We start from the raw sequence: 20,546 nt of genomic DNA, 5'->3' as shown, positions 1-20,546 counted from the left end.
ACGCTGTGAAGAAGTTACTAACTATTGCTTCTATGTGCATAGCACTTTCAGCATGCTCAAGCAGTGGAAGTTTTAAAATTCCAGAAATAGCACCGGACGTGCCTCGCATTCAATTCGAAAACATGTTCCTAAGAGGTGTATTTAACTGGTGGGAGGCTGACCCAAGTTACAAGTTCAAACGATCAAATTCAGGCTGGACAGTGGACGTTGAACTCATAGCCGACGGACAACCTTATGATTTTAGGTTGTCCGATGCAAAATGGACGCCCTCACAAAGCTGTGGCGGCAAATATAAAGGGCAGCCTGTAATGTTAGGCTCCACTGTTTATTTAGTCTGTGAACAGGGCTCAGAGAACTTGCAATTTACCCCCTCCTCAACTGGCACCTATCGCTTTACAGCAACAGCAGCAAGTGCGGGGGAAGTCGCTCTGGTTGTTTCTAAAGTTTAGACTTGAGTGCCGTGTAGTAGTAGCGGCATTCACCAAGCTTTTTTCATTGTAAAGACTCTTGCCTCACGTTCAATGCCAATAAAAAGTTCTCTGTTTTGTACGAGTAATTCACCTGAGCTTAGGCAAAAAAAAAGCGACCCGTTGGTCGCTTTTTTCAAATAAATAAAAGCTCTACACGTCTAAGTTTTCCACTTTCAGCGCGTTAGCTTCGATAAACTCTCGACGAGGCTCAACTTGGTCACCCATCAATGTAGTGAACAGCTGGTCACAACCAATGGCATCCTCAATGGTAACTTGTAGCATACGGCGGCTTTCAGGATCCATGGTGGTTTCCCAGAGTTGCTCAGGGTTCATTTCACCTAGCCCTTTATAGCGCTGAATGTATTGGCCGCGTTTCGCTTCGTTCATTAGCCACTCTAGTGCTTCTTTGAAAGACTCAACTGGCTGTCTACGCTCGCCACGCTGAATGTAGGCGTCTTTGCCCATCATGTCGTTAATGGCAAGGTTAAGCTCTTTAAGACGCTGGTATTCCGACGACTCGATGAACTCATGATCGATAATGTACTCATAATCAATTCCGTGCATACGCATAATGATTGTAATGTAGTACTCGCTAAGCTCAGCATCAGTGCGAATTTCATAACGGTATGTAGCACCATCGTTTTCGCGCTCTGTAAGCTGCTCTACGAAGTGTTTCGCCACATGCTCTAGTGCAGATTGATCTTTAAGGTCTTCAAGGTTTAGCGTAGGCGTGTAAAGCATTCTGTAGAGGATAGATGCAGGCATAAGACGTTTCATACGTGCAATCATCTTCTCTACCGATTGGTACTGCTTAACAAGGTTTTCAAGGCCTACACCACTAATACCTGGGTCTTCATCGCTGGTGTGCAAAGACGCACCGTCAATGGCGATTGATGTTAGGTAGTTAGTTAACGCATCGTCATCTTTAAGATACTGCTCTTGTTTACCCTTCTTCACTTTGTAAAGCGGAGGCTGTGCAATATATACATATCCACGCTCAATGATTTCAGGCATTTGACGATAGAAAAATGTGAGTAGAAGCGTTCGAATGTGAGAACCATCCACGTCAGCATCGGTCATGATAATGATGCTGTGATAGCGTAGTTTTTCAGGGTCATACTCGTCGCGACCAATACCACAACCTAGTGCAGTGATTAGCGTCGCAACTTCCTGCGAAGAAAGCATCTTATCGAAACGCGCTTTCTCAACGTTTAGTATTTTACCTTTAAGCGGAAGAATAGCTTGGTTTTTACGGTTACGACCCTGCTTAGCTGAACCGCCCGCAGAGTCACCCTCCACTATGTATAGTTCACTAAGTGCAGGATCTTTTTCCTGACAGTCAGCTAGCTTACCTGGTAGGCCAGCCAAATCTAGCGCACCTTTACGGCGTGTCATTTCACGGGCCTTTCGTGCAGCTTCACGAGCACGAGCAGCATCGATAATCTTACCCGCAATGATTTTACTTTCTGCAGGGTTTTCTAATAAGAACTCAGCTAGCTTTTCATTCATTGCCGATTCAACAGCTGGACGAACTTCAGAAGATACAAGCTTATCTTTAGTCTGTGAGCTGAATTTTGGATCTGGTACTTTAACAGAAATAACCGCGGTTAGACCTTCACGCGCGTCGTCACCACTGGCATTCGTTTTAGCCTTTTTGTTCAGGCCTTCCTTTTCCATGTAGTTATTCAATGTACGCGTCAACGCTCCACGGAAGCCCGCCAAGTGAGTACCGCCGTCGCGCTGAGGAATGTTGTTGGTGAAACAGAACACGTTCTCTTGGAAACTATCGTTCCATTGCATCGCTACTTCTACTGCAATACCGTCTTCTTGTTCACTGCTGAAATGAAACACTTTCTGGTGAACAGGTGTTTTCTTTTCATTTAGGTACTCAACGAAAGCTTTGATACCACCTTCGTACATGAAGTGGTCTTCTTTTCCATCGCGTTCGTCTTTCAAGCGAATAGACACACCAGAGTTCAAAAATGATAGTTCACGAAGACGTTTAGCAAGAATATCGTAGTGGTAAAGCGTATCTGTGAAGGTGTCTGAACTTGGCCAGAAACGGATCATAGTTCCCGTTTTGTCAGTATCGCCTGTTACGGCTAGTGGCGCCTGTGGAACACCATGATGATATTCTTGTTCATGCGCTTTACCGCCGCGACGAATACGAAGCTTCAGACGGCTTGAAAGTGCATTTACTACTGATACACCTACACCGTGCAAACCGCCCGATACTTTATAAGAGTTATCGTCGAACTTACCGCCGGCGTGAAGAACCGTCATAATAACTTCAGCTGCAGACACACCCTCTTCTGGGTGCATTTCAGTTGGTATACCACGTCCATCGTCAGACACAGATACTGAGCCATCGCTGTGAATGAGCACAGTAATCTCAGAACAATGTCCAGCAAGTGCTTCATCGATAGAGTTATCGACCACCTCGAAAACCATGTGGTGTAATCCGGTACCATCATCAGTATCACCGATATACATACCAGGACGCTTTCTTACGGCATCTAATCCTTTAAGTACTTTAATACTGGACGAGTCGTAGTTGTTCTCTGCTGACATACTAGCTTTTACTCCTCTTTCACGTTTCCATGTTCCACGTGAAACATTTTCTTTTCGTTGTATTTTTGTATAAAAGCGAGCTGCGTGGATTCTATTGCAGTAACGAAAACCTGCGTATCCATTTTGAGCAACCCATCAATAAATTGTTCTCTTTTATCGGCATCTAGTTCGGCACCTACATCATCAAGTAAAAAGATACTTTTACGCTGCGTTGCCTTATTAAATAGCTTAGTCTGTGACATTTGAAGCGCTGCCACAGCCATTCTAAGCTGCCCTCTCGATAAAAGCTCCTGGGCGTTTACTCCATTCACTTTAAGCCTTAAATCGGCTTTATGGGGCCCAGAAGAGGTATGTCCTATTTTACCATCATACTCACGTTTTTTAACTAGGCTTTCTAATAAACCGACATCTTTTTCCCACCCTTTATAGTAACTTAATTCCACATCGAAGTTAGGAAGAAATTCTTGCGCATATTGCTTAAAAATAGGCGTAAGGGTATCCACATATTCCTGACGCGTAGCCGATAGAGATTCACCTAGTTTTGAGAACTGAGACTCCCAATATTGATTTTGTGGTGCGCTTAAATTTGCCTGCTGTTTCAGTAAGGCATTTCTATGTTTTAAAAATTTACCATACTGATTAGCAAGTGATTGAAACTGATGTTCCACGTGAAACAATCCCCAATCACAAAAACGTCGACGCTCGGAAGGCGAACCAATTATAAGGTCAGTACTCTGCGGAGTAAAAAGTTGAAGTGGTACCAAGCTAACTAAATCTGATAACTTATTTGAATGTTCACCGTTAATACTACAGGTGAATGTCTCATTTCTACTTCGTTGAAAACCTAGCTTTAATTCATCCCCTTCTTCAGTTTTGCATGACGCGAAAACACTGAAGCTGTCCTTCTCATTTTGAATAACCGAACTGTGTTTATTTGTTCTAAAAGAACGTCCAAAGCCCAGGTAATAAAGTGCTTCGATTAACGAGGATTTTCCACTCCCATTCACGCCTTTAATGATAGTCAACGCTGGTGAAGGAGAAAGTGATACGGAAGTAAGATTACGAAACTGTGTAATCTGGACGCGGTCCAGTTTCATGAGGTCACACTGATGAAAGAAAAGAAGCGAGGAGTATCAACACTCATCGCTTCTTGAATTGATAATTTAAATAATAAAATAACGTGGAATATGCGAAACGCTGCAAACACTTAATGTAGTAGTGACTACAGTCGCATTGGCATAATAACGTATAACGCGGCGTCATCAGCATCATCTTCGATTAGCGCACTTGCGTTTGAGTCTGATAGGCTAACTTTAACACCATCAGATCCAAGCGCATTCAATACGTCAATTAAATAGGCAACGTTAAAGCCAATTTCTAAATCGTCACCTTGATATTGAACATCAACGATTTCTTCCGCTTCTTCTTGCTCTGGGTTATTAGCCGTTATCTTAAGCTCACCAGAAGACAAGTTTAATCGTACGCCTCTAAACTTTTCGTTAGATAGAATGGCCGCACGTGAAAATGCTTCTTTTAATACGGCTTTACTCGCAATAATTTCCTTGTCGCCATTTTGAGGTAAAACACGGCGATAATCAGGAAATCTGCCATCAACTAATTTCGAAGTGAAAATGAAATCGTTTGAGAAAATTCGAAGATGGTTGGCGCCTATTTGCACCTTAAGAGATTTATCATCTTCGCTAATAAGACGAGAAATTTCTAACACGCCTTTACGTGGAATAATCACCTGACGAGATGGCAAAGCGGTCTCGTAGTTTAGGCGACAAAGAGCAAGACGGTGACCGTCTGTTGCAACGGTACGAATGATATTCTCTTCCGTTTCAAGGGACATACCATTTAAGTAATAACGTACGTCTTGTTGAGCCATTGAAAAGCTCGTTGCATCGATAAGACGTTTTAGATCACTGCACGATAATTCAAACTCAACTTCACCTTCCCAGTCTTCTAAATTTGGGTAGTCGTTGGCAGATAAAGTAGAAAGCGTATAACGACCTCGACCGGCACGAATAAGTGCTTTGCTGCCGTCTAACGAGAAATGAATATCTGTTCCTTCAGAAATACCGCGAATAATATCAAACAGCTTTTTAGCAGGAACAGTAATTTCACCTTCCGTGAATTCACCTTCTAATTTCACGCTAGAAATTAGTTCTACCTCTAAATCTGTACCAGTAAGCCAAAGTGCGTCCTCACTTACTTTGATGAGAACATTGGAAAGAATTGGCAGTGTGTGTCTACGCTCTACAGCACCAGATACCAACTGTAGGGGTTGTAAAAATTGTTCGCGGCTTATAGTAAATTTCATCGCAGTGCTATCTCGCCTCTAAGGTCGTGGTGTTAGGAAGACAAAGTCCTAATGAGGTTCTTATAGTCCTCTTTTATATCATGACTTTCTTCTCTTAGCTGCTCTATTTTTCTACAAGCGTGTAAAACCGTAGTGTGGTCTCGTCCACCAAACGCGTTTCCTAGTTCAGGTAAACTGTGGTTGGTAAGTTCTTTGGCCAGCGCCATCGCGACTTGGCGAGGACGCGCCACACTACGACTACGTCGTTTAGACAAAATATCAGCTACTTTTATCTTATAATAATCTGCGACGGTTTTCTGAATATTATCAACGGTTACCAATTTTTCTTGAAGCGCAAGAAGGTCTCGAAGCGCTTCGCGAACGAAATCAATAGTGATAGGGCGACCGGTAAAGTTTGCGTTAGCAATAACACGGTTAAGTGCACCCTCGAGCTCACGTACGTTTGAACGCAATCGCTTAGCTATAAAGAACGCCACTTCATTAGGTAAGTGAATCCGGTTCTCTGCCGCTTTGCGCATCAAAATAGCCACTCGGGTTTCAAGCTCTGGTGGCTCTATAGCAATAGTTAAACCCCAACCGAAGCGCGATTTCAATCGATCCTCTACCCCATCAATCTCTTTAGGATATCTATCAGAAGTAAGTATGATTTGTTGGTTACCTTCAAGAAGCGCATTGAACGTGTGGAAGAACTCTTCTTGTGAACGCTCTTTATTAGCAAAGAATTGAATATCATCGATAAGTAACGCATCAACGCTGCGATAGAAGCGCTTAAAGTCCTCTATAGCGTTATTTTGTAGTGCCTTAACCATATCCTGCACGAAACGCTCTGAATGCATATACACAATTTTAGCGTCACCGTTATTAGCTACGATGCCATTACCCACTGCATGTAATAAGTGAGTTTTACCTAAGCCCGTACCACCGTAAATGAACAGTGGGTTGTAAGAACCGCCTGGGTTATTTGCAACTTGAGTTGCAGCCGCACGTGCTAGCTGGTTAGATTTACCTTCGACAAAGTTGTCGAATTGATAAGTCGGATTAATATTACTTTTATGCTTCATCGCCTCAGGGATCGGGATCACTTTCGGCGGTGTAGACGATCTTGGCGCTTGATCTGCGTATGCATTATATCCATTACGGTCGTGGTTTTGCGCACCGCGATCATTTAGATCCATACCCTGTGTGTATGAAGGTGATTTTGAAAACGCATTGTTTTGTCCTTGATCACCCGCTTGGCTTGCCGATGATGGCATACCGCTATTCGACATTGGTGAATAAGACGATGTGTGCTGCCCATTACTGCCGCTGTGAACAGGCTGATTACTAGGATTATAGTTCTGATACCCTTGACCGCCCGCAGGTGCACTAGGCTTACTTGGTTGATTATTAGGCGTATTTGGAGCAGGCGAAGATCCGCTGGTACTTACAGGCTGACTACGGCTTACGCTGTGACGATTCATCACTTCTAAACGCAATTGTGGTGCGTCACTTCCGGCAAACTCTTTTAGTAGTGCGGTAATATTATTCAGGTACTTGTCTCTTACCCAATCAAGTACAAAACGATTGGGAGCATAGAGTGCAACCACGCCTTGTTGTTCTTCACAAACAAGCGGTCGTATCCACATACTAAACTGCTGCGTTGGTAATTCTTGACGCAATCTTTCAAGGCATTGGTTCCACAAGGACATGGTACGTAGTTAGCTCCCGTAACTCGCTAGAAAAACCAACTCCTGAAAAGCCAAGCATAAAGAAAGCAGGCACTAAAAAGCGCCATTAGAAGAAAATAGCGTTGGAAGTGTTGGGTAGCAGCGAGAAATTAAGTTATCGTTTTAATCGCTGTGGATTATCTTACTTTATCAACACAATGTAAATGGCGATCCCGATCGATCTTTTCGATCAAAACAACAAGCAACTGATTAGCAAGCTTTTTTCTTTTAGATCAAATCAAACTATAACGAGAAAAATTCATTCTAAATTTGTGCTAAAAAACCGTTAGATCACCTTGCTTTTTATATATATCTCTGTGTTTTTCACAACGCACTGTGGATAACCTAACCAAATTTTACGCGTTATTCACAGACGATTTGTACGAAAACTGCGTTATCGATTAGGCTATCGATTAGAAAATGCAAAAATTGTTCACTTATTCATCCGAAAAGCGAGAATATGCATTGACAGCACGCCCCGAGATCTCTAGAATTCAGCGTCCTTTTTCGATGGGCTTTTCTGGTGAAAACACCACATTGTTCTGGCAACAGCATAATGTGTTACCAAAAACGCCTATGTTTAACTAAATATAAGTGAGACTTTGGTCATGAAAAGAACATTTCAACCGAGCAATCTAAAGCGCAAGCGTTCTCACGGTTTTCGTGCTCGTATGGCGACTAAAAATGGTCGTAAAGTACTAGCAGCTCGCCGTGCAAAAGGCCGCGCTCGTCTTTCAGCTTAATTGAAAGACGCCAAAGTGGGCGAGAATAATTTTTCTAGGGAGTTACGTCTGTTAACTCCCACCCACTTTACCTATGTGTTTGATAACGCAACCCCAGCTGTATCTCCCTCTTTTACTGTCCTAGCCAGAAAAAATACACTTTCAACTCCTCGTTTAGGCATTACGCTCGCGAAAAAACGTATCCGTAAAGCTCACGATAGAAATCGTTTGAAGCGATTAGTCAGAGAAAGTTTTAGGCATAAACAGCACAACTTACCCAATGTCGATATTATCGTTATTGGCAAGTCTGGCGCTGACAACCTTAGCAACCAAGAAGTTTTCGCTACATTGGACAAGCTATGGAAAAAATTAAACAAGCGTTGCGGCAACTCTTAATTGCAGTGCCTTTGGCATTGATAAAATTCTATCAATGGTTCATTTCCCCTATGTTAGGGCAACGATGTCGTTTCCATCCTTCTTGTTCTTGGTATGCTATAGACGCATTAAAAACGCACGGATTAGTAAAAGGCGGTTGGTTATCTATTAAACGCATATTAAAATGCCACCCTTTGCATGCCGGCGGATATGATCCAGTGCCGGAAAAACAACAAGATAAACACTCAAAATAAAGAGACCTCTATGGAATCGCAACGTAGTTTTCTGATAATTGGCCTTGCGCTAGTTAGCTTTTTGCTTTGGCAATCATGGCAAAAAGATTATGGGCCACAGCCAGTTGTGCCTGTTGAGCAACAACAAACGCAAGAGACATCACAAGGCGTACCGTCATTTAATGAAAATGGCAGCGAAGATGTACCTAGTAGTGATAGCGTTCCTGCTGCACAACCTATCGCAGCGGCGCAAAGCTCAAACCGCATTATTGAAGTAAAAACCGATACGCTTGATTTACGCATCGATTTGCTAGGCGGCGATGTAGTATCAGCAGACTTACTGAAGTTTCCGGTAGAGCAAGGTTCGGATATTCCTTACAGCCTACTTCGCTCTGGCAACGGTCTTTATGTAGCGCAAAGTGGTCTAATCGGTGCTCAAGGGCCTGATGCAAGCAGCAGTGGCCGCCCGGTGTATAATGCACAAAGTGACTATTATGAAATGACTGGCGACACCCTTGTTATTCCTCTTACATGGAAAAACAACCAAGGCTTGTCAGTTACCAAAACTTTCACTTTCACTAAAGGTCAGTACGACGTAAACGTGAGCTATAACGTTGAAAATGGCACCGGCAGCGCAGCAACGGTTCAGCCGTATGCGCAGCTTAAGCAAGTGATGGAGTTTGAAGACGACAGCAACATGTTTATGCCAACGTACCGTGGTGCCGCTTACTCAACGGAAGATGACCGTTATCAAAAGTACTCGTTTGACGAGATTGAAGATGACAACCTACGCGAAACCACGAAAGCGGGTTGGGTTGGCATGCTTGAACATTACTTTGTATCAGCATGGGTACCTTCACAAGAGCAAACTAACACGCTTTATTCTCGTAACCTGAAAAATCAGTATGCGGTAATTGGTGTATTATCGCCGTCTGAGAGCGTAGCGCCTGGTGAAACCAAAACCCTTGCGTCTACCCTTTACATGGGTCCTAAAGATCAAGAAAGCCTAGCGAAAATTGCGCGCGGATTAGACCTAACCGTTGATTACGGTATTCTTTTCTGGATTTCACAGCCGCTGTTCGCCCTTCTTACCTTCCTTCATAGCCTAGTTAATAACTGGGGTGTGGCAATTATCCTTATCACTATTGTAGTGAAAGGCGCGATGTACTGGCTAACTAAGAAGCAATACGAGTCAATGGCACGTATGCGCAACTTAGCACCTAAGATGCAGCAGCTAAAAGACCGTTTTGGCGACGACAGACAAAAAATGTCTCAAGCTATGATGGAGCTTTACCGCAAAGAGAAAGTAAACCCAATGGGCGGTTGCTTACCTCTTCTTCTGCAAATGCCTATCTTCCTTGCGCTTTACTGGGTACTGATGGAAAGTGTTGAACTACGTCACGCAGACTTTGTGCTTTGGATCACTGACCTTTCTACAAAAGACCCGTACTTTGTGCTGCCAATTCTAACTGGCGCAAGTATGTACCTGTTGCAAAAACTTCAGCCAACCACCATTACTGATCCAATGCAGCAGAAAATCATGCAATGGATGCCGGTAGCAATGAGTGTATTCTTCCTGTGGTTCCCTGCAGGTCTGGTACTATACTGGCTAGTCAGTAACGTGATTACCTTGGTTCAAGCCAAAATGATTTATGCTTCAATGGAGAAGCGGGGCATCAGCAGTAAATAACACGCTGATCAATGAATTATACAGCCCGCCTATGCGGGCTGTTTTGTCTTAAGAGGAATAACCTGTGCCATCATTTGATATTGTTTCTGAAATCAACATGGAAGAAGTACGTAACGCCACTGAAAACGCAAGCCGTGAGCTATCAACGCGTTTCGACTTTCGCGGTATTGACGCGAGCTTTGAGTACAAAGATAAAGCCGTGGTCATGAAAGCTGAAGCTGAATTCCAACTTCAGCAAATGGAAAGCATGTTTAGAACGGCGATGTCTAAACGTAACGTAGACACTTCATCTATGGATGTTAAACCCTACGATGCACACGGTAGAACTTACCGTCAGACCATTACCTTTAAAGAAGGTATTGAACAGCCGATGGCGAAGAAGATTGTGAAGCTGGTGAAAGACGCCAAAATCAAAGTGCAAACGGCTATTCAAGGCGAAGAACTTCGCGTAACAGGTAAAAAGCGTGATGATTTGCAGCAAGTGATTTCGCTGGTTAAAGAGTCGAACTTAGGCCAACCTTTCCAATTTAAGAACTTCCGCTAAGTTGATGACATAGCTATAATGCTGCCCCATTAATCCCTAGGGGCGCTTTGCTTGTCTCAATTCGCAATATCATACACACGATTCTCATCAGGCTCACAACGCCACGGCACAAGCCTAGAACGTCAACAAGAGCTTTCTAATGCATACTGTAAGGAACACAACCTTACCTTAATACAATCCTTTCATGATGGTGGAAAGTCTGGTTTTCACGGTAGACATTTAGCAGCAGATGGAGAGTTAAGACGGCTGTTAAAGATGTTGGACAATGGTGATATACCAAAAGGTACTCACCTTCTCATAGAACAAACTGACAGACTCTCTAGACAACCATTAATGCAAGCTTTTAGCCTAGTAACGAACTTGCTTGAAAAAGGGTTGGTAATCGTTACTTTAGATGATAAGCAAAAGTACACCTATGAAGGAGACCAAACCCAAGTCTATATGTTGGCTGGCAGATTACACCGTGGTTACGATGAATCTCGTTCTAAGAGTGAGCGTCTTAGTAAAGTGTGGGCTAACAAACAAAAGGAAATGGAGGAAGGTATAGCTCCAAAGATGAGACTTCCATTCTGGCTTGCACGTGATTCTTCTGGGAAGGTCATAGAGCTATCATCATGGGTCTCTATGATTGAAGAAGTCCTAAACCTTGCCATTGAAGGCCATGGTGGAGCAGACATCGCAGCAAAGCTTAACGGTGAGGGTAGACTGACTAAAGATGGTGTTGATTGGAATAGCTCAAAAATCACTAAACTCATTCGAAACAAGCAACTGATTGGTTGGCATACGCGTAAAAGCGATAAGACCACTTACTTGTGTCTCCCACCTATAGTGTCTCAGGAGCTGTTCTCAATGGCGCAGAAAGCTCTAGACTCCCGTACACGGACAAGAGGTAACAGCAAGCAGTGGAATAGTGCCTTATCTGGCTTAACGACATGTGGGGCATGTGGAGGCACTTTAAAGCTTCATGGTAGACCTCAATCAAGGACAGCCGTTTGTAGAACCGCAGTTGATGGTGGCTCATGTACAAATAGGAAGTCTATAAGATACAAAGCTCTTATTCTTGGTTCTGTTGCTTCACTTAACACAAGCTTAGCGAATCTTATGATGAACCAACCAATTAAAGAGCAGCCTCAAGAAAAGCGTGAATTAGAGGCGAAACTAGCCAAAGCTCAGGTTAAGGTCAGTAACCTCACTTTAGCGATTGCTCAACTAGAAAGCCCTGCAGCCCTTTCAGCTATAACGAGAGAACTCGATACCGCTAGTAATGAAATTGAGAAGATAAAGCGTAGCTTGTCTGAATTAGACCCTGTCGAACACCCTGATGACAAGGCTTTTAGACTACTATGGACAGCGAGGGAAGAAGTACCTTCTCTTGTTACAGAAGTCCTTGAAGGTAGTAAGGCTGCAGCTAATAAGTTAAACACTTACTTACATTCAATTGATGGGTTCAAAATAAGCCTTCAAGGTGGTGTAGCTTCTGTTCTGGGTACAAACATATGGTTCGAGAAAAAAGAACTCAAAATACACAATGAATACGTTGGTGAAGTATCCATCGTCAAAGCAGATGAAGCTACTAAGACAAGTACTTTTGTGACTGAGAGTGGTCATGATATAGCAATAGAAGAACGAGGAACCCCACTGGGAGGTGGCTACTACCTAGCAATCTAACGAACTGCAAGCAGCCTCTCAAGATTTCCTCTAGGGGTGCAGGGGGGAGTGGCTAGGGTAGTAACTCACTTGGCGATTGCACCGTCTCATGACTTTACAGATAAATGTAGTTTATTTTTCACTCAGTTTTAGCTGCATTTTAATTTGAGTGTGTACACCTGAGACGACCTCAAGCGTACACATACACCAACTGGTACAACGTTTTAAATAGGGTCTATTTCCTCAAGGCTCATAACGTCCTCGTCAGTGATTAAGCTACTGAAACAACTATTACAGCGAGTCCACAAATCAACCTCATAGTAATTGTCGTCGTGACCACAATCAGAGCACTTGTAGACACCTTGAGAGCCGTTAACAGTTAATATACTCCCGCTTGTGGCCACTGCTTCAAATTACGGCCTAGAGAGCGTTACAAGCCCACCAGCGATGGCGTTGGACAGTCTTAACATTCTTACAATCCTTTTGCCTTAGCAGAGATAGCCTTAGCCATAGCCTTAGCTTCAATGTGCGCTGGATGCTCTCCCTCATCAGTGATGAACTTCCATGAAGGCTTGAATTGGTCATTGTACTTGTCTAACTTCTGCCATAACTCTAAATCTTGAACAGGCTTTTTGTTACCACCTTTCCAACCTCTAGACTTCCACCCTTCCATCCACTCAGTAATACTCTTGTAAATGTTGTTACTGGAGGTATAAACAGTAATAGGTCTATCTGTTAAGTTTCTCTCCTCTATGCGCTTAAAGGCTTCCACAAGCGCTGTAAGCTCCATGTGCTGCTGTGTAGTAGAGCTCCCACTTCCTGTAAATGGGGAATGCTCTAGCTCTCCCTTAGGGCTTATACGGGTCATTAGAAAAGACCACCCACCGTTTTTAGTCTGAGAGTTCCACGAACTGTAAAAATAAATGCGTAGCGTGTTATCTGTTGATTGTGTCATTACTGCTCCTTATGACATAGGCACACCTGCACCCTGATAAGCCCAGAGCGCATGTTAGAAAAATAATTAGATAAAGCTGTTACTGTGGGAACTTCCACATAAAGGATAACGTGCATTTAAAATGCAGCATTATGTTACTAGTTGAAAAAGTGCTCCTGTATCGTCAGGTCGTGCATCAAGGTGCCTCGACCATCACCATGAACTCCTTGTAATACGTGACTTTCAAAGAGATTCATGGGGTATTTCTCGTGGTAAAATTATGGACTCTGACGTGTACTAAAATTCAACCTCTGGTGGCGCTAGAGGCTCTTCGTTACCCACTTTAAGTACACCGTCACCAAGTCCAATCCCATAGACAAGAGCTGCTGTGAAAGCTTCCGTTGGGCTATATGTTGTGTGTCTCCACGGATGAGTGCTACCACCTTCAAACCTCCTTAATTGAGACTCCAGCGTTATCTGTGGTGAGGTTCCTTTTGGAAGGAAATCTGGATTGATATTTGTAATGTTAAACTTTTTAGGTGTGTATTTTTTAAGACCTAATTCATTTACAAGCCCTAGAAGGTCGTATTGACCTCCACACCACTCTCTTACCTTTGCAGCTGTTCCAAAAGGTTTTTTATCTGTATAGACTCTAAACCCATGGTCAATTGGCGCATGGTTGTATGCCTTTTTATTAGCTACAGCGGTAGCTATTATTAGATTCCCAGTAGTGAAGCGCCCTTGGAAGCCTTCTCCCGTAGCAGGATCTCTATGGCTAATGTGGTAGTCATACCTATGCTTTAGTTGTCCACATCTAAGCTTATAACCTGAAGCGTGTTTACGTTCTACCCATAGGTCATAGATTCCTACAATATCGTCTTCATCTAGGGGCATACTAACGGATGACTGTCTTTTGGCTGCATCTGCAAACCATCGTCCAAATTCAGAAAGCCAGAACTGACCTCCAAAACACTCCTTACACTTGGTACTTGCTCTCCCGTTTGACCGCTTAGCTGGTTTTCTACGCTTACCACATTGACTACATTTTCTTGGTGTTAACGCTTTACTCATTGATGGATGCTTAAGGTTTCTCAGAGGCTGCTAGAGCCCGTTGTACTGTTGATAATGACACACCTACTTCAGTGGCTATCTTGCGAAGCGATACACCTTCTGAGCGCAGTGTGTGAATGCGCTGGTGGTTGGATTGATTAACTGGACGCCCACGATACTTACCAGCTTGCTTGGCTTTCTCTATGCCTTCCTGACGTCTCTCTTGAATCATTGATAGTTCAAATTGGGCAACTGCTCCTAACATGCTCAGCATTAAGTCAGACATAGCATCAGACCCACCAGCATTAAAGCACAGACCCTCTCTATGGAACTTTACGTTAATACCTTCTGAGTTCCATTGGGTTACGAGTGTCTTGAGGTCTACGAGGTTTCTAGCGAGCCTATCAATACTGTGTACATGAATAGTATCTCTTTCTCTAGCGTACTCCTTAAGACCTTTCAATGCTGGACGGTTAGTAGTACCACCACTACAGCGGTCAATGAATTGCCTCTTGAAAGAGATTCCAGTGTCTGACAACTGACGGTCTGTGTTTTGGTCTGTAGTAGAAACCCTAATGTATGCTAAATCAGCCACTTCCTGTACCTGTTTGATTCTAAGAGGTGGCGGATAGTGATGTACCCATAAATAAAAGTCAATATAAATAGGTACAAAATAGTGATTAAATGACTACGCTCGTTTGGGTATACCTAACGAATACAGTTAGCTCCGCTACTTTAGCTTGAGTAAATGCCAGCAAATGATAAGTTAGTAACCAGTTAGGACTACTACACATATTAAAGGATTATTACCTATGTTAAGCCAAAAGTACCTCTTCATAGTTGCTTCTATACTAGCTACATCACCCGTTCTCGCTAAACCAGTGTATTTGAAATGTTCGTATACCAATGGCGATGGAAGAGAAATAAAGTTCCAGTCAAAGGTCGATGAAGAGACTAATGCTGTGACCCACACTAATTCAAATGGACATAGCTTCAATGCTAAAGGCTTCTTCACTGCAGACAGCATTACTTATCAAGACGTAACACTAATTGCAGGTCTTCGTATGACGAACCAGTACTCTATAAGTAGGGTCAATTTGTCAATGAACTTTTCTATGGTAGCTGAGTCAGTGGAATTTCCAGATAAGATTGAGCCCGTAACAGCTTCAGAAACAGGCAAATGCGAATTGGTAGAAGTAGCCAATAGGGCTTTTTAAACGACCTGTAAAAGCTATCGTAGGTGTGTATACAACATGCCTACACATTAATATTTGTAAGACTAACCTACCCTTAATTACCGCTTGTTAGTTTTCCATTGATAATTTTGTTGGCTTGCTTCATGTTGCAGATGACTAGGCTAGAATAAGTGAGCAACACGAGCCATGCACTGTAAGGAATGTCTCTATGGTCACTGGAAGATTCTTTTGTACACCAGCGCTGAACTGTTGGACTACTTCCCTTTGCAGTTACAGCAACACCTGTAAGCTTTGCAGCATCTGCATACGTCCAATTATTCAAATAGAGTAAGTCTTTAACATCTTTGCTAGTAGGACTCTCGTGATCTGGGTGTTCTTTTACTAAACAGCATTTTCTCTTAGCAAAGGTACTAAGGGTTTCCATATATACTCCATGTTGCTGCCATAACCACTCAGTATAGACAATGTCTTGTAATACAAAAACACAAAGAAACCAGCTAAAGCTTTAAATACATGGCATGCGACGAATGACTGACTGGTCTAATCTGTTAAACCCAAATTTTATGCTTTACCTACAATGAGCCTGATTATAATATGCACAATATGGAAAAAGCCAACGGCTAGTAAACACCTTTTGGTGGACACTCTCCGTCAGCTTTCTTTCCTGTGACACCAGCCATGACGGCCACTATCACGCATCAACAACGTTATAATAGTGTCCACATGGTTTAATTTCAATCAATTTGAATTGAGGCTTAAACTATGAAACAGCGCAATAAATGCCCCCACCAGTGCCGCGGAAAGCAACTAGAGCTCTTCTGCCAATGTTACTTAGACTCGCTCAACCAAGGAGGTTGTGATGTCATCTAAAGACTCATATTACGAAGACGGTTACGTCTACTGTAAACGCGTTAAACATTGGCGTTCAGGGCAATACATATACCCTAAGAATGGGACTTGCTTTAGATTTAAAGTCCGCTAATTTAATTGGGGTAAAAGGACAGACCCCTTCATCTCTGTTGGTTGCGGCCTCTATCGCTTGTATACTACTTCCACGCTGATCAATAAAAGAAAATCACTATGTCATCATCAAATCTCAACAATAAGAACTTCCGCGACTAATTATGGAATCACTCACCCTTTCTACCGACACTATTACCGCACAAGCGACAGCGCCCGGTCGTGGCGGCGTAGGTATTGTACGTGTTTCAGGTCCTAAGGCTAAAGCCATCGCTGAGGCGTTAGTACCAAGCGCACTAACACCACGTTTTGCGACCTATACGCCGTTTGTTGATGCTAACAACAGCGTAATAGACCAGGGCATAGCACTGTTTTTTAAAGGGCCTAATTCATTTACCGGTGAAGATGTACTTGAACTGCAGGGCCATGGCGGTCAAGTTGTCATGGACATGCTGATTGATGCCGTACTTGCAACGGGCCATGCCCGGCTTGCCAATCCAGGTGAATTCAGTGAACAGGCCTTTTTAAATGATAAGTTAGACCTTGCTCAAGCAGAGGCGATTGCTGACTTGATTGATGCAAGTTCTAAACAGGCAGCAAAAAGTGCGCTGCGCTCGCTACAGGGTGAGTTTTCTACACAAATTCAAACGCTATCTGACCAAATCGTGCATCTTCGTATGTACGTAGAGGCGGCCATCGATTTTCCTGAAGAAGAAATTGATTTCTTATCTGATGGGAAAGTATCAGGTGACTTAAGCGCAATTATGCAAAGCTTAACCAAAGTGCGCGAACAGGCTAAACAAGGCACCTTGTTGCGCGAAGGTATGCAGGTGGTGATTGCGGGGCGACCTAACGCCGGTAAATCGAGCTTATTAAACGCCCTGGCAGGACGAGATAGCGCCATTGTTACCGATATAGCCGGTACCACGCGAGACGTGCTTAAAGAGCATATACACATTGATGGTATGCCGGTGCACATTATCGACACAGCAGGGCTTCGAGAAAGCCCAGATAAAGTGGAACAAATTGGTATTGAGCGCGCGTGGCAAGCTATCAATGAAGCTGACCACGTATTATTCGTTGTAGACTCTACCGCAACTGCTGTTATCGACCCTTATGAAATATGGCCAGAATTTATGGCCCGATTGCCACAAGGCATCCCCGTTACCGTAGTTCGCAACAAGGCCGACCTTAGTACCTTAGATATTGGACAAAGCACAGTTGCCACCGAGCAAGGTGATATCTCAGTTATCAATCTATCAGCCAAAGAAGGTAGCGGCGTCGACACGCTAAAAGCACATCTGGCCAAAACCATGGGCTTCGATACTACAACTGAAGGTCAATTTATTGCGCGTAGACGACACATAGATGCACTCGACCAAGCCTACAGTTATGTAAGCACTGGCGAACAACAACTGCATGATGCTATGGCGGGTGAGTTGCTTGCTGAAGAATTGCGCTTGGCTCACCAGGCACTATGTGAGATAACCGGTGAATTCACGTCAGACGATCTACTTGGTAAGATTTTTTCATCGTTCTGTATTGGTAAGTAGCGCAACCAATAAAGTTACAAGTAAGATGGTGAATAACGTAACGGATAAGCCGTACTTACGTTAAGACGACAATCGTAAATAGAGAAGCAACCTAATAATGAGCAAGCATTTTGAAATCATCGTTGGAACTATGTTAGGCGCCGCAGAATACGTGGCAGATGCCATTGCGGAAAAACTTGATGCGAGCGGGCACACCCACACTATTCACGCTGAACCAAATTTAGATGAGATTAAAACGGAATCAACGTGGATCGTGTGTACATCAACCCACGGTGCTGGCGAATTACCTGACAACATCCAGCCGTTCGCAAAACAGCTAGAGGGCGCGGATTTAAGCGCAGTAAATGCCTATGTTATTGGGCTAGGTGACACCAGTTACGACACCTTTTGTTTCGGCGCAAAAGAAATGGAAAAGCATATTAAAAACGCAGGTGGCACGTTAATTACCGACGCGCTATACATCGATGTGCTAGAACACCCTATCCCTGAAGATGCCGCCGTAGAATGGTTTGACGAAAAGCTGGCCAATGCTTAACAAGCGTTTTTACGTGGAACAAATGCGATGAACAGCAACCTTACCCAAGCTGAACTAGCGGCGTTGCAATCTCCCCTTTCTAACGATTGCCGGGTACTGTATTTACTTGGGCTTCGAACAGGTGCAAATTCGGCAACGACATCGTCGGCACCTATTGATTATAAGCAATTATTGAATTTGCTAAACGGCGACAGCAAAGACGAGCCTTACCAACGCGGTCGTCAAATCAATAGCTTGGTGAAGCAGCTTGAACAAGTGGGTTTGGTTGCCCTGCCCCTTGAACTTGATCTTGAGCATACAATCAACGGGAAAACCCTACTTCTTCCGCTTCTAAGCGAGCCGCAGTCAGACTTCGACCAACTACATGTCCGTCATAGCGCCATGACCCCTAATTGGGCACCCAACAAGGCGTTGTTTGAAGAAATGGCCTCGCTACTTGGTATTATCGATAAAACATTTGATGACAACGAGGTGGGTGAATTCATTGCCTATTGGTTAGGAAGACCAAGTTCAGTGTTTAGCGAATTCCAATGGACACAAAAGTTTGCCAACAATATCAAGCGCAAGCGTCTCGCTTCAGGCTACGCCCCAACAAAGGTGGTGGGAACGCAACAAGTGAAAGTTGCAGCCGGCATAGAAGCAGATGATAATGCTAGAAAGCTGGTGGAAAAGTATGCCGCAACTAAGAAGAGTTAATTCGTTATGGATCGTATAACCGACAAAATTGCTAATTTAGCGAGAGCGCTCAACAAAGACGTCGATCCCAATCGTGAATACATCGACTATAAAACGCTGCGTAAGCAGTACGAGGCGAAAGCGAACGAAGAAGTATCACAACTACAGCAGCGTAGTAAAAAAGCGCGTGTAGAGGCTATTCATGGCCGTTCTGATCTGAATCCTAAATGGACCTTCGCCAACTTAGTTGAAGACAGTGACGATGTGATTGAAGCCGTATCGATAGCTCAGTCTTTTATTGCTGCCCATGACGACCCTGCATGGCGTCAAAGCGGCTCGCATATGATGCTGTTTTACGGCGATTACGGTCGTGGTAAATCACATATCGCCGGTGCCATAGCCCATCAACTTATAGAGCAATACGAAATTTCAGTGCTTTATCGTCAACTGTCTACACTGCTTGAAATGCGCAATTTCTCGTTTGATTTTGGGGCTTCAGATAACGCAGGACAGCGCTTTAGGGAGATCAATCAGGAACTGCTAGACGTCGATCTGCTTATTCTTGATGAAGTGTGTGTAAACGAAAGTGTGTTAAAGAAGAATGCGCAAAGCTGGTTTGGTAACCTGCTAAGACAGCGCTTAGTAAACAAGAAAAACTGTATTTTGATCACCAATCACAATTTAGCCGAACTTGAAAATGCCCTTGGTCCTTACTGTTTTGAGTCGATTAAAGAGTACGATACTTACAAGGTTAGGTTCCAAGGCCCAAGCCGCCGTGAAGGCTTAACCATTGAACAAGAAGACATGCAAGGCTCTGTTTCACAGCCACGCTATCAACCCAACCAGGTGCGCTAATAGCACCTGGTTTCCTATCTCTCTCAAAACCTTGCCCTTACTCTGCTTGGTCTTTTCCTTCATTAAACCTTATTGCATGTTCCTGTTGTGCTAAGTAATAGCGAATCACTTAGTCTGTTGATCCCGCTTTTTACCAAAACGATACGGTTTCAATTCATAGATACACTCAACGATCTCCTTCAGTTAAACTAATAACCATTCTTTCAGACCCACTTCTACCTTATAAAAGTGACTGTATTTTGGTCAGCTCCTATGTTTTTCTCCTGAAAAATGAGCTGTTTTGGAAAAATAATCTTGTCGTTCATAAAAGCCTGCACATTTTTTGAAGATGTTGATAAATGCGATCGGGCGATCTAATCACAGCTTTTGGAAAAGATCTCCTCCACAATGAGATCACGCTATAACGCACGTAACTACACGATCTTTTGATCGCGATACATAAATAGCAAACATTTTATCCCCAGTTGGATCACATCTTGATCACCCCTGTGGATAGGATCCTACAAA

Annotated in this window: 20 protein-coding genes; 12 read left to right on the top strand and 8 right to left on the bottom strand. The window is 43.4% G+C overall.

Going from position 1 to position 20,546, the window contains the following annotated elements; all coding sequences use genetic code 11:
• Positions 1–5 precede the first annotated feature (5 nt).
• Positions 6–449: a hypothetical protein gene (locus BIZ39_RS09420; protein WP_039234509.1), complete on the top strand. Its 444-nt coding sequence runs from the start codon at positions 6–8 to the stop codon at positions 447–449.
• Positions 450–620: 171 nt separating this feature from the next.
• Here the strand turns inward: BIZ39_RS09420 and gyrB are convergent, their stop codons facing one another.
• The 4 genes from gyrB to dnaA all read right to left on the bottom strand — a co-directional run bounded on the left by gyrB (position 621) and on the right by dnaA (position 7,052).
• On the bottom strand, positions 621–3,041 hold the full coding sequence (gene gyrB, locus BIZ39_RS09415) for a DNA topoisomerase (ATP-hydrolyzing) subunit B (protein WP_187446855.1): 2,421 nt from the start codon (positions 3,039–3,041) through the stop codon (positions 621–623).
• A gap of 8 nt (positions 3,042–3,049) precedes the next feature.
• Positions 3,050–4,138, bottom strand: a complete 1,089-nt coding sequence (gene recF, locus BIZ39_RS09410; RefSeq protein WP_187446854.1) for a DNA replication/repair protein RecF — start codon at positions 4,136–4,138, stop codon at positions 3,050–3,052.
• A 125-nt stretch (positions 4,139–4,263) separates the two neighbouring features.
• Positions 4,264–5,364 (bottom strand): DNA polymerase III subunit beta, encoded by a 1,101-nt coding sequence (dnaN, locus tag BIZ39_RS09405; RefSeq protein ID WP_012516526.1) that lies wholly within the window; start codon positions 5,362–5,364, stop codon positions 4,264–4,266.
• Between the two features lie 32 nt (positions 5,365–5,396).
• Entirely contained in the window at positions 5,397–7,052 is a 1,656-nt protein-coding gene (dnaA, locus tag BIZ39_RS09400) for a chromosomal replication initiator protein DnaA (protein WP_049586370.1), read from the bottom strand.
• Between the two features lie 626 nt (positions 7,053–7,678).
• Here dnaA and rpmH point away from each other — a divergent pair.
• The 6 genes from rpmH to BIZ39_RS09370 all read left to right on the top strand — a co-directional run bounded on the left by rpmH (position 7,679) and on the right by BIZ39_RS09370 (position 12,302).
• Positions 7,679–7,813, top strand: a complete 135-nt coding sequence (rpmH, locus tag BIZ39_RS09395) for a 50S ribosomal protein L34 (RefSeq protein WP_014290886.1) — start codon at positions 7,679–7,681, stop codon at positions 7,811–7,813.
• A gap of 15 nt (positions 7,814–7,828) precedes the next feature.
• Positions 7,829–8,188, top strand: a complete 360-nt coding sequence (rnpA, locus tag BIZ39_RS09390) for a ribonuclease P protein component (protein WP_015000154.1) — start codon at positions 7,829–7,831, stop codon at positions 8,186–8,188.
• On the top strand, positions 8,173–8,421 hold the full coding sequence (gene yidD, locus BIZ39_RS09385) for a membrane protein insertion efficiency factor YidD (RefSeq protein ID WP_014951464.1): 249 nt from the start codon (positions 8,173–8,175) through the stop codon (positions 8,419–8,421). The genes rnpA and yidD overlap by 16 nt, the downstream gene beginning before the upstream one ends.
• 10 nt (positions 8,422–8,431) lie before the next feature.
• The gene (yidC, locus tag BIZ39_RS09380; RefSeq protein WP_049586373.1) at positions 8,432–10,090 is read left to right on the top strand and encodes a membrane protein insertase YidC; all 1,659 of its coding nucleotides are present in this window, start codon (positions 8,432–8,434) and stop codon (positions 10,088–10,090) included.
• Positions 10,091–10,154: 64 nt separating this feature from the next.
• Positions 10,155–10,634: a YajQ family cyclic di-GMP-binding protein gene (locus BIZ39_RS09375; protein WP_187446853.1), complete on the top strand. Its 480-nt coding sequence runs from the start codon at positions 10,155–10,157 to the stop codon at positions 10,632–10,634.
• Between the two features lie 51 nt (positions 10,635–10,685).
• Entirely contained in the window at positions 10,686–12,302 is a 1,617-nt protein-coding gene (locus tag BIZ39_RS09370) for a recombinase family protein (protein ID WP_187446852.1), read from the top strand.
• 451 nt (positions 12,303–12,753) lie between these two features.
• Here the strand turns inward: BIZ39_RS09370 and BIZ39_RS09365 are convergent, their stop codons facing one another.
• From BIZ39_RS09365 to BIZ39_RS09355, 3 genes are all read right to left on the bottom strand, one after another.
• Positions 12,754–13,236 (bottom strand): RNase H family protein, encoded by a 483-nt coding sequence (locus tag BIZ39_RS09365; protein WP_187446851.1) that lies wholly within the window; start codon positions 13,234–13,236, stop codon positions 12,754–12,756.
• Positions 13,237–13,512: 276 nt separating this feature from the next.
• Positions 13,513–14,286: a hypothetical protein gene (locus BIZ39_RS09360; protein WP_187446850.1), complete on the bottom strand. Its 774-nt coding sequence runs from the start codon at positions 14,284–14,286 to the stop codon at positions 13,513–13,515.
• 10 nt (positions 14,287–14,296) lie between these two features.
• Complete coding sequence (locus BIZ39_RS09355; RefSeq protein WP_187446849.1) at positions 14,297–14,860, bottom strand: recombinase family protein; 564 nt, start codon at positions 14,858–14,860, stop codon at positions 14,297–14,299.
• A gap of 217 nt (positions 14,861–15,077) precedes the next feature.
• Here BIZ39_RS09355 and BIZ39_RS09350 point away from each other — a divergent pair, with 217 nt between their 5' ends.
• On the top strand, positions 15,078–15,482 hold the full coding sequence (locus tag BIZ39_RS09350) for a hypothetical protein (protein ID WP_187446848.1): 405 nt from the start codon (positions 15,078–15,080) through the stop codon (positions 15,480–15,482).
• A gap of 73 nt (positions 15,483–15,555) precedes the next feature.
• On the opposite strand, the gene BIZ39_RS09345 is transcribed toward BIZ39_RS09350, so the two are convergent.
• Positions 15,556–15,885: a hypothetical protein gene (locus BIZ39_RS09345; protein WP_187446847.1), complete on the bottom strand. Its 330-nt coding sequence runs from the start codon at positions 15,883–15,885 to the stop codon at positions 15,556–15,558.
• A 700-nt stretch (positions 15,886–16,585) separates the two neighbouring features.
• Here BIZ39_RS09345 and mnmE point away from each other — a divergent pair.
• From mnmE to BIZ39_RS09325, 4 genes are all read left to right on the top strand, one after another.
• Positions 16,586–17,974, top strand: coding sequence for a tRNA uridine-5-carboxymethylaminomethyl(34) synthesis GTPase MnmE (mnmE, locus tag BIZ39_RS09340; RefSeq protein WP_061486878.1), 1,389 nt, complete (start codon positions 16,586–16,588; stop codon positions 17,972–17,974).
• 97 nt (positions 17,975–18,071) lie between these two features.
• Entirely contained in the window at positions 18,072–18,509 is a 438-nt protein-coding gene (gene mioC / locus BIZ39_RS09335; RefSeq protein ID WP_014977843.1) for an FMN-binding protein MioC, read from the top strand.
• A gap of 27 nt (positions 18,510–18,536) precedes the next feature.
• Complete coding sequence (locus BIZ39_RS09330) at positions 18,537–19,205, top strand: DnaT-like ssDNA-binding domain-containing protein (RefSeq protein WP_187446846.1); 669 nt, start codon at positions 18,537–18,539, stop codon at positions 19,203–19,205.
• A gap of 6 nt (positions 19,206–19,211) precedes the next feature.
• Positions 19,212–20,039 carry an ATP-binding protein gene (locus tag BIZ39_RS09325; protein ID WP_014951458.1) on the top strand — a complete coding sequence of 276 codons (828 nt, stop codon included), beginning with the start codon at positions 19,212–19,214 and terminating at the stop codon, positions 20,037–20,039.
• Positions 20,040–20,546: the final 507 nt, after the last annotated feature.

This window comes from Alteromonas sp. BZK5, assembly GCF_014349115.1.
In the GTDB taxonomy this organism is placed as follows: Bacteria; Pseudomonadota; Gammaproteobacteria; order Enterobacterales; family Alteromonadaceae; genus Alteromonas; species Alteromonas macleodii.
This window is presented reverse-complemented; position numbering and strand designations above follow the sequence as displayed.

Coding starts and splice junctions, on each gene's coding strand:
- gyrB (WP_187446855.1), bottom strand. CDS start 3,041: ATGTCAGCAGAGAACAACTACGACTCGTCCAGTATTAAAGTACTTAAA.
- recF (WP_187446854.1), bottom strand. CDS start 4,138: ATGAAACTGGACCGCGTCCAGATTACACAGTTTCGTAATCTTACTTCC.
- dnaN (WP_012516526.1), bottom strand. CDS start 5,364: ATGAAATTTACTATAAGCCGCGAACAATTTTTACAACCCCTACAGTTG.
- dnaA (WP_049586370.1), bottom strand. CDS start 7,052: ATGTCCTTGTGGAACCAATGCCTTGAAAGATTGCGTCAAGAATTACCA.
- rpmH (WP_014290886.1), top strand. CDS start 7,679: ATGAAAAGAACATTTCAACCGAGCAATCTAAAGCGCAAGCGTTCTCAC.
- yidC (WP_049586373.1), top strand. CDS start 8,432: ATGGAATCGCAACGTAGTTTTCTGATAATTGGCCTTGCGCTAGTTAGC.
- BIZ39_RS09365 (WP_187446851.1), bottom strand. CDS start 13,236: ATGACACAATCAACAGATAACACGCTACGCATTTATTTTTACAGTTCG.
- BIZ39_RS09360 (WP_187446850.1), bottom strand. CDS start 14,286: ATGAGTAAAGCGTTAACACCAAGAAAATGTAGTCAATGTGGTAAGCGT.
- BIZ39_RS09350 (WP_187446848.1), top strand. CDS start 15,078: ATGTTAAGCCAAAAGTACCTCTTCATAGTTGCTTCTATACTAGCTACA.
- BIZ39_RS09345 (WP_187446847.1), bottom strand. CDS start 15,885: ATGGAAACCCTTAGTACCTTTGCTAAGAGAAAATGCTGTTTAGTAAAA.
- mnmE (WP_061486878.1), top strand. CDS start 16,586: ATGGAATCACTCACCCTTTCTACCGACACTATTACCGCACAAGCGACA.
- mioC (WP_014977843.1), top strand. CDS start 18,072: ATGAGCAAGCATTTTGAAATCATCGTTGGAACTATGTTAGGCGCCGCA.
- BIZ39_RS09330 (WP_187446846.1), top strand. CDS start 18,537: ATGAACAGCAACCTTACCCAAGCTGAACTAGCGGCGTTGCAATCTCCC.
- BIZ39_RS09325 (WP_014951458.1), top strand. CDS start 19,212: ATGGATCGTATAACCGACAAAATTGCTAATTTAGCGAGAGCGCTCAAC.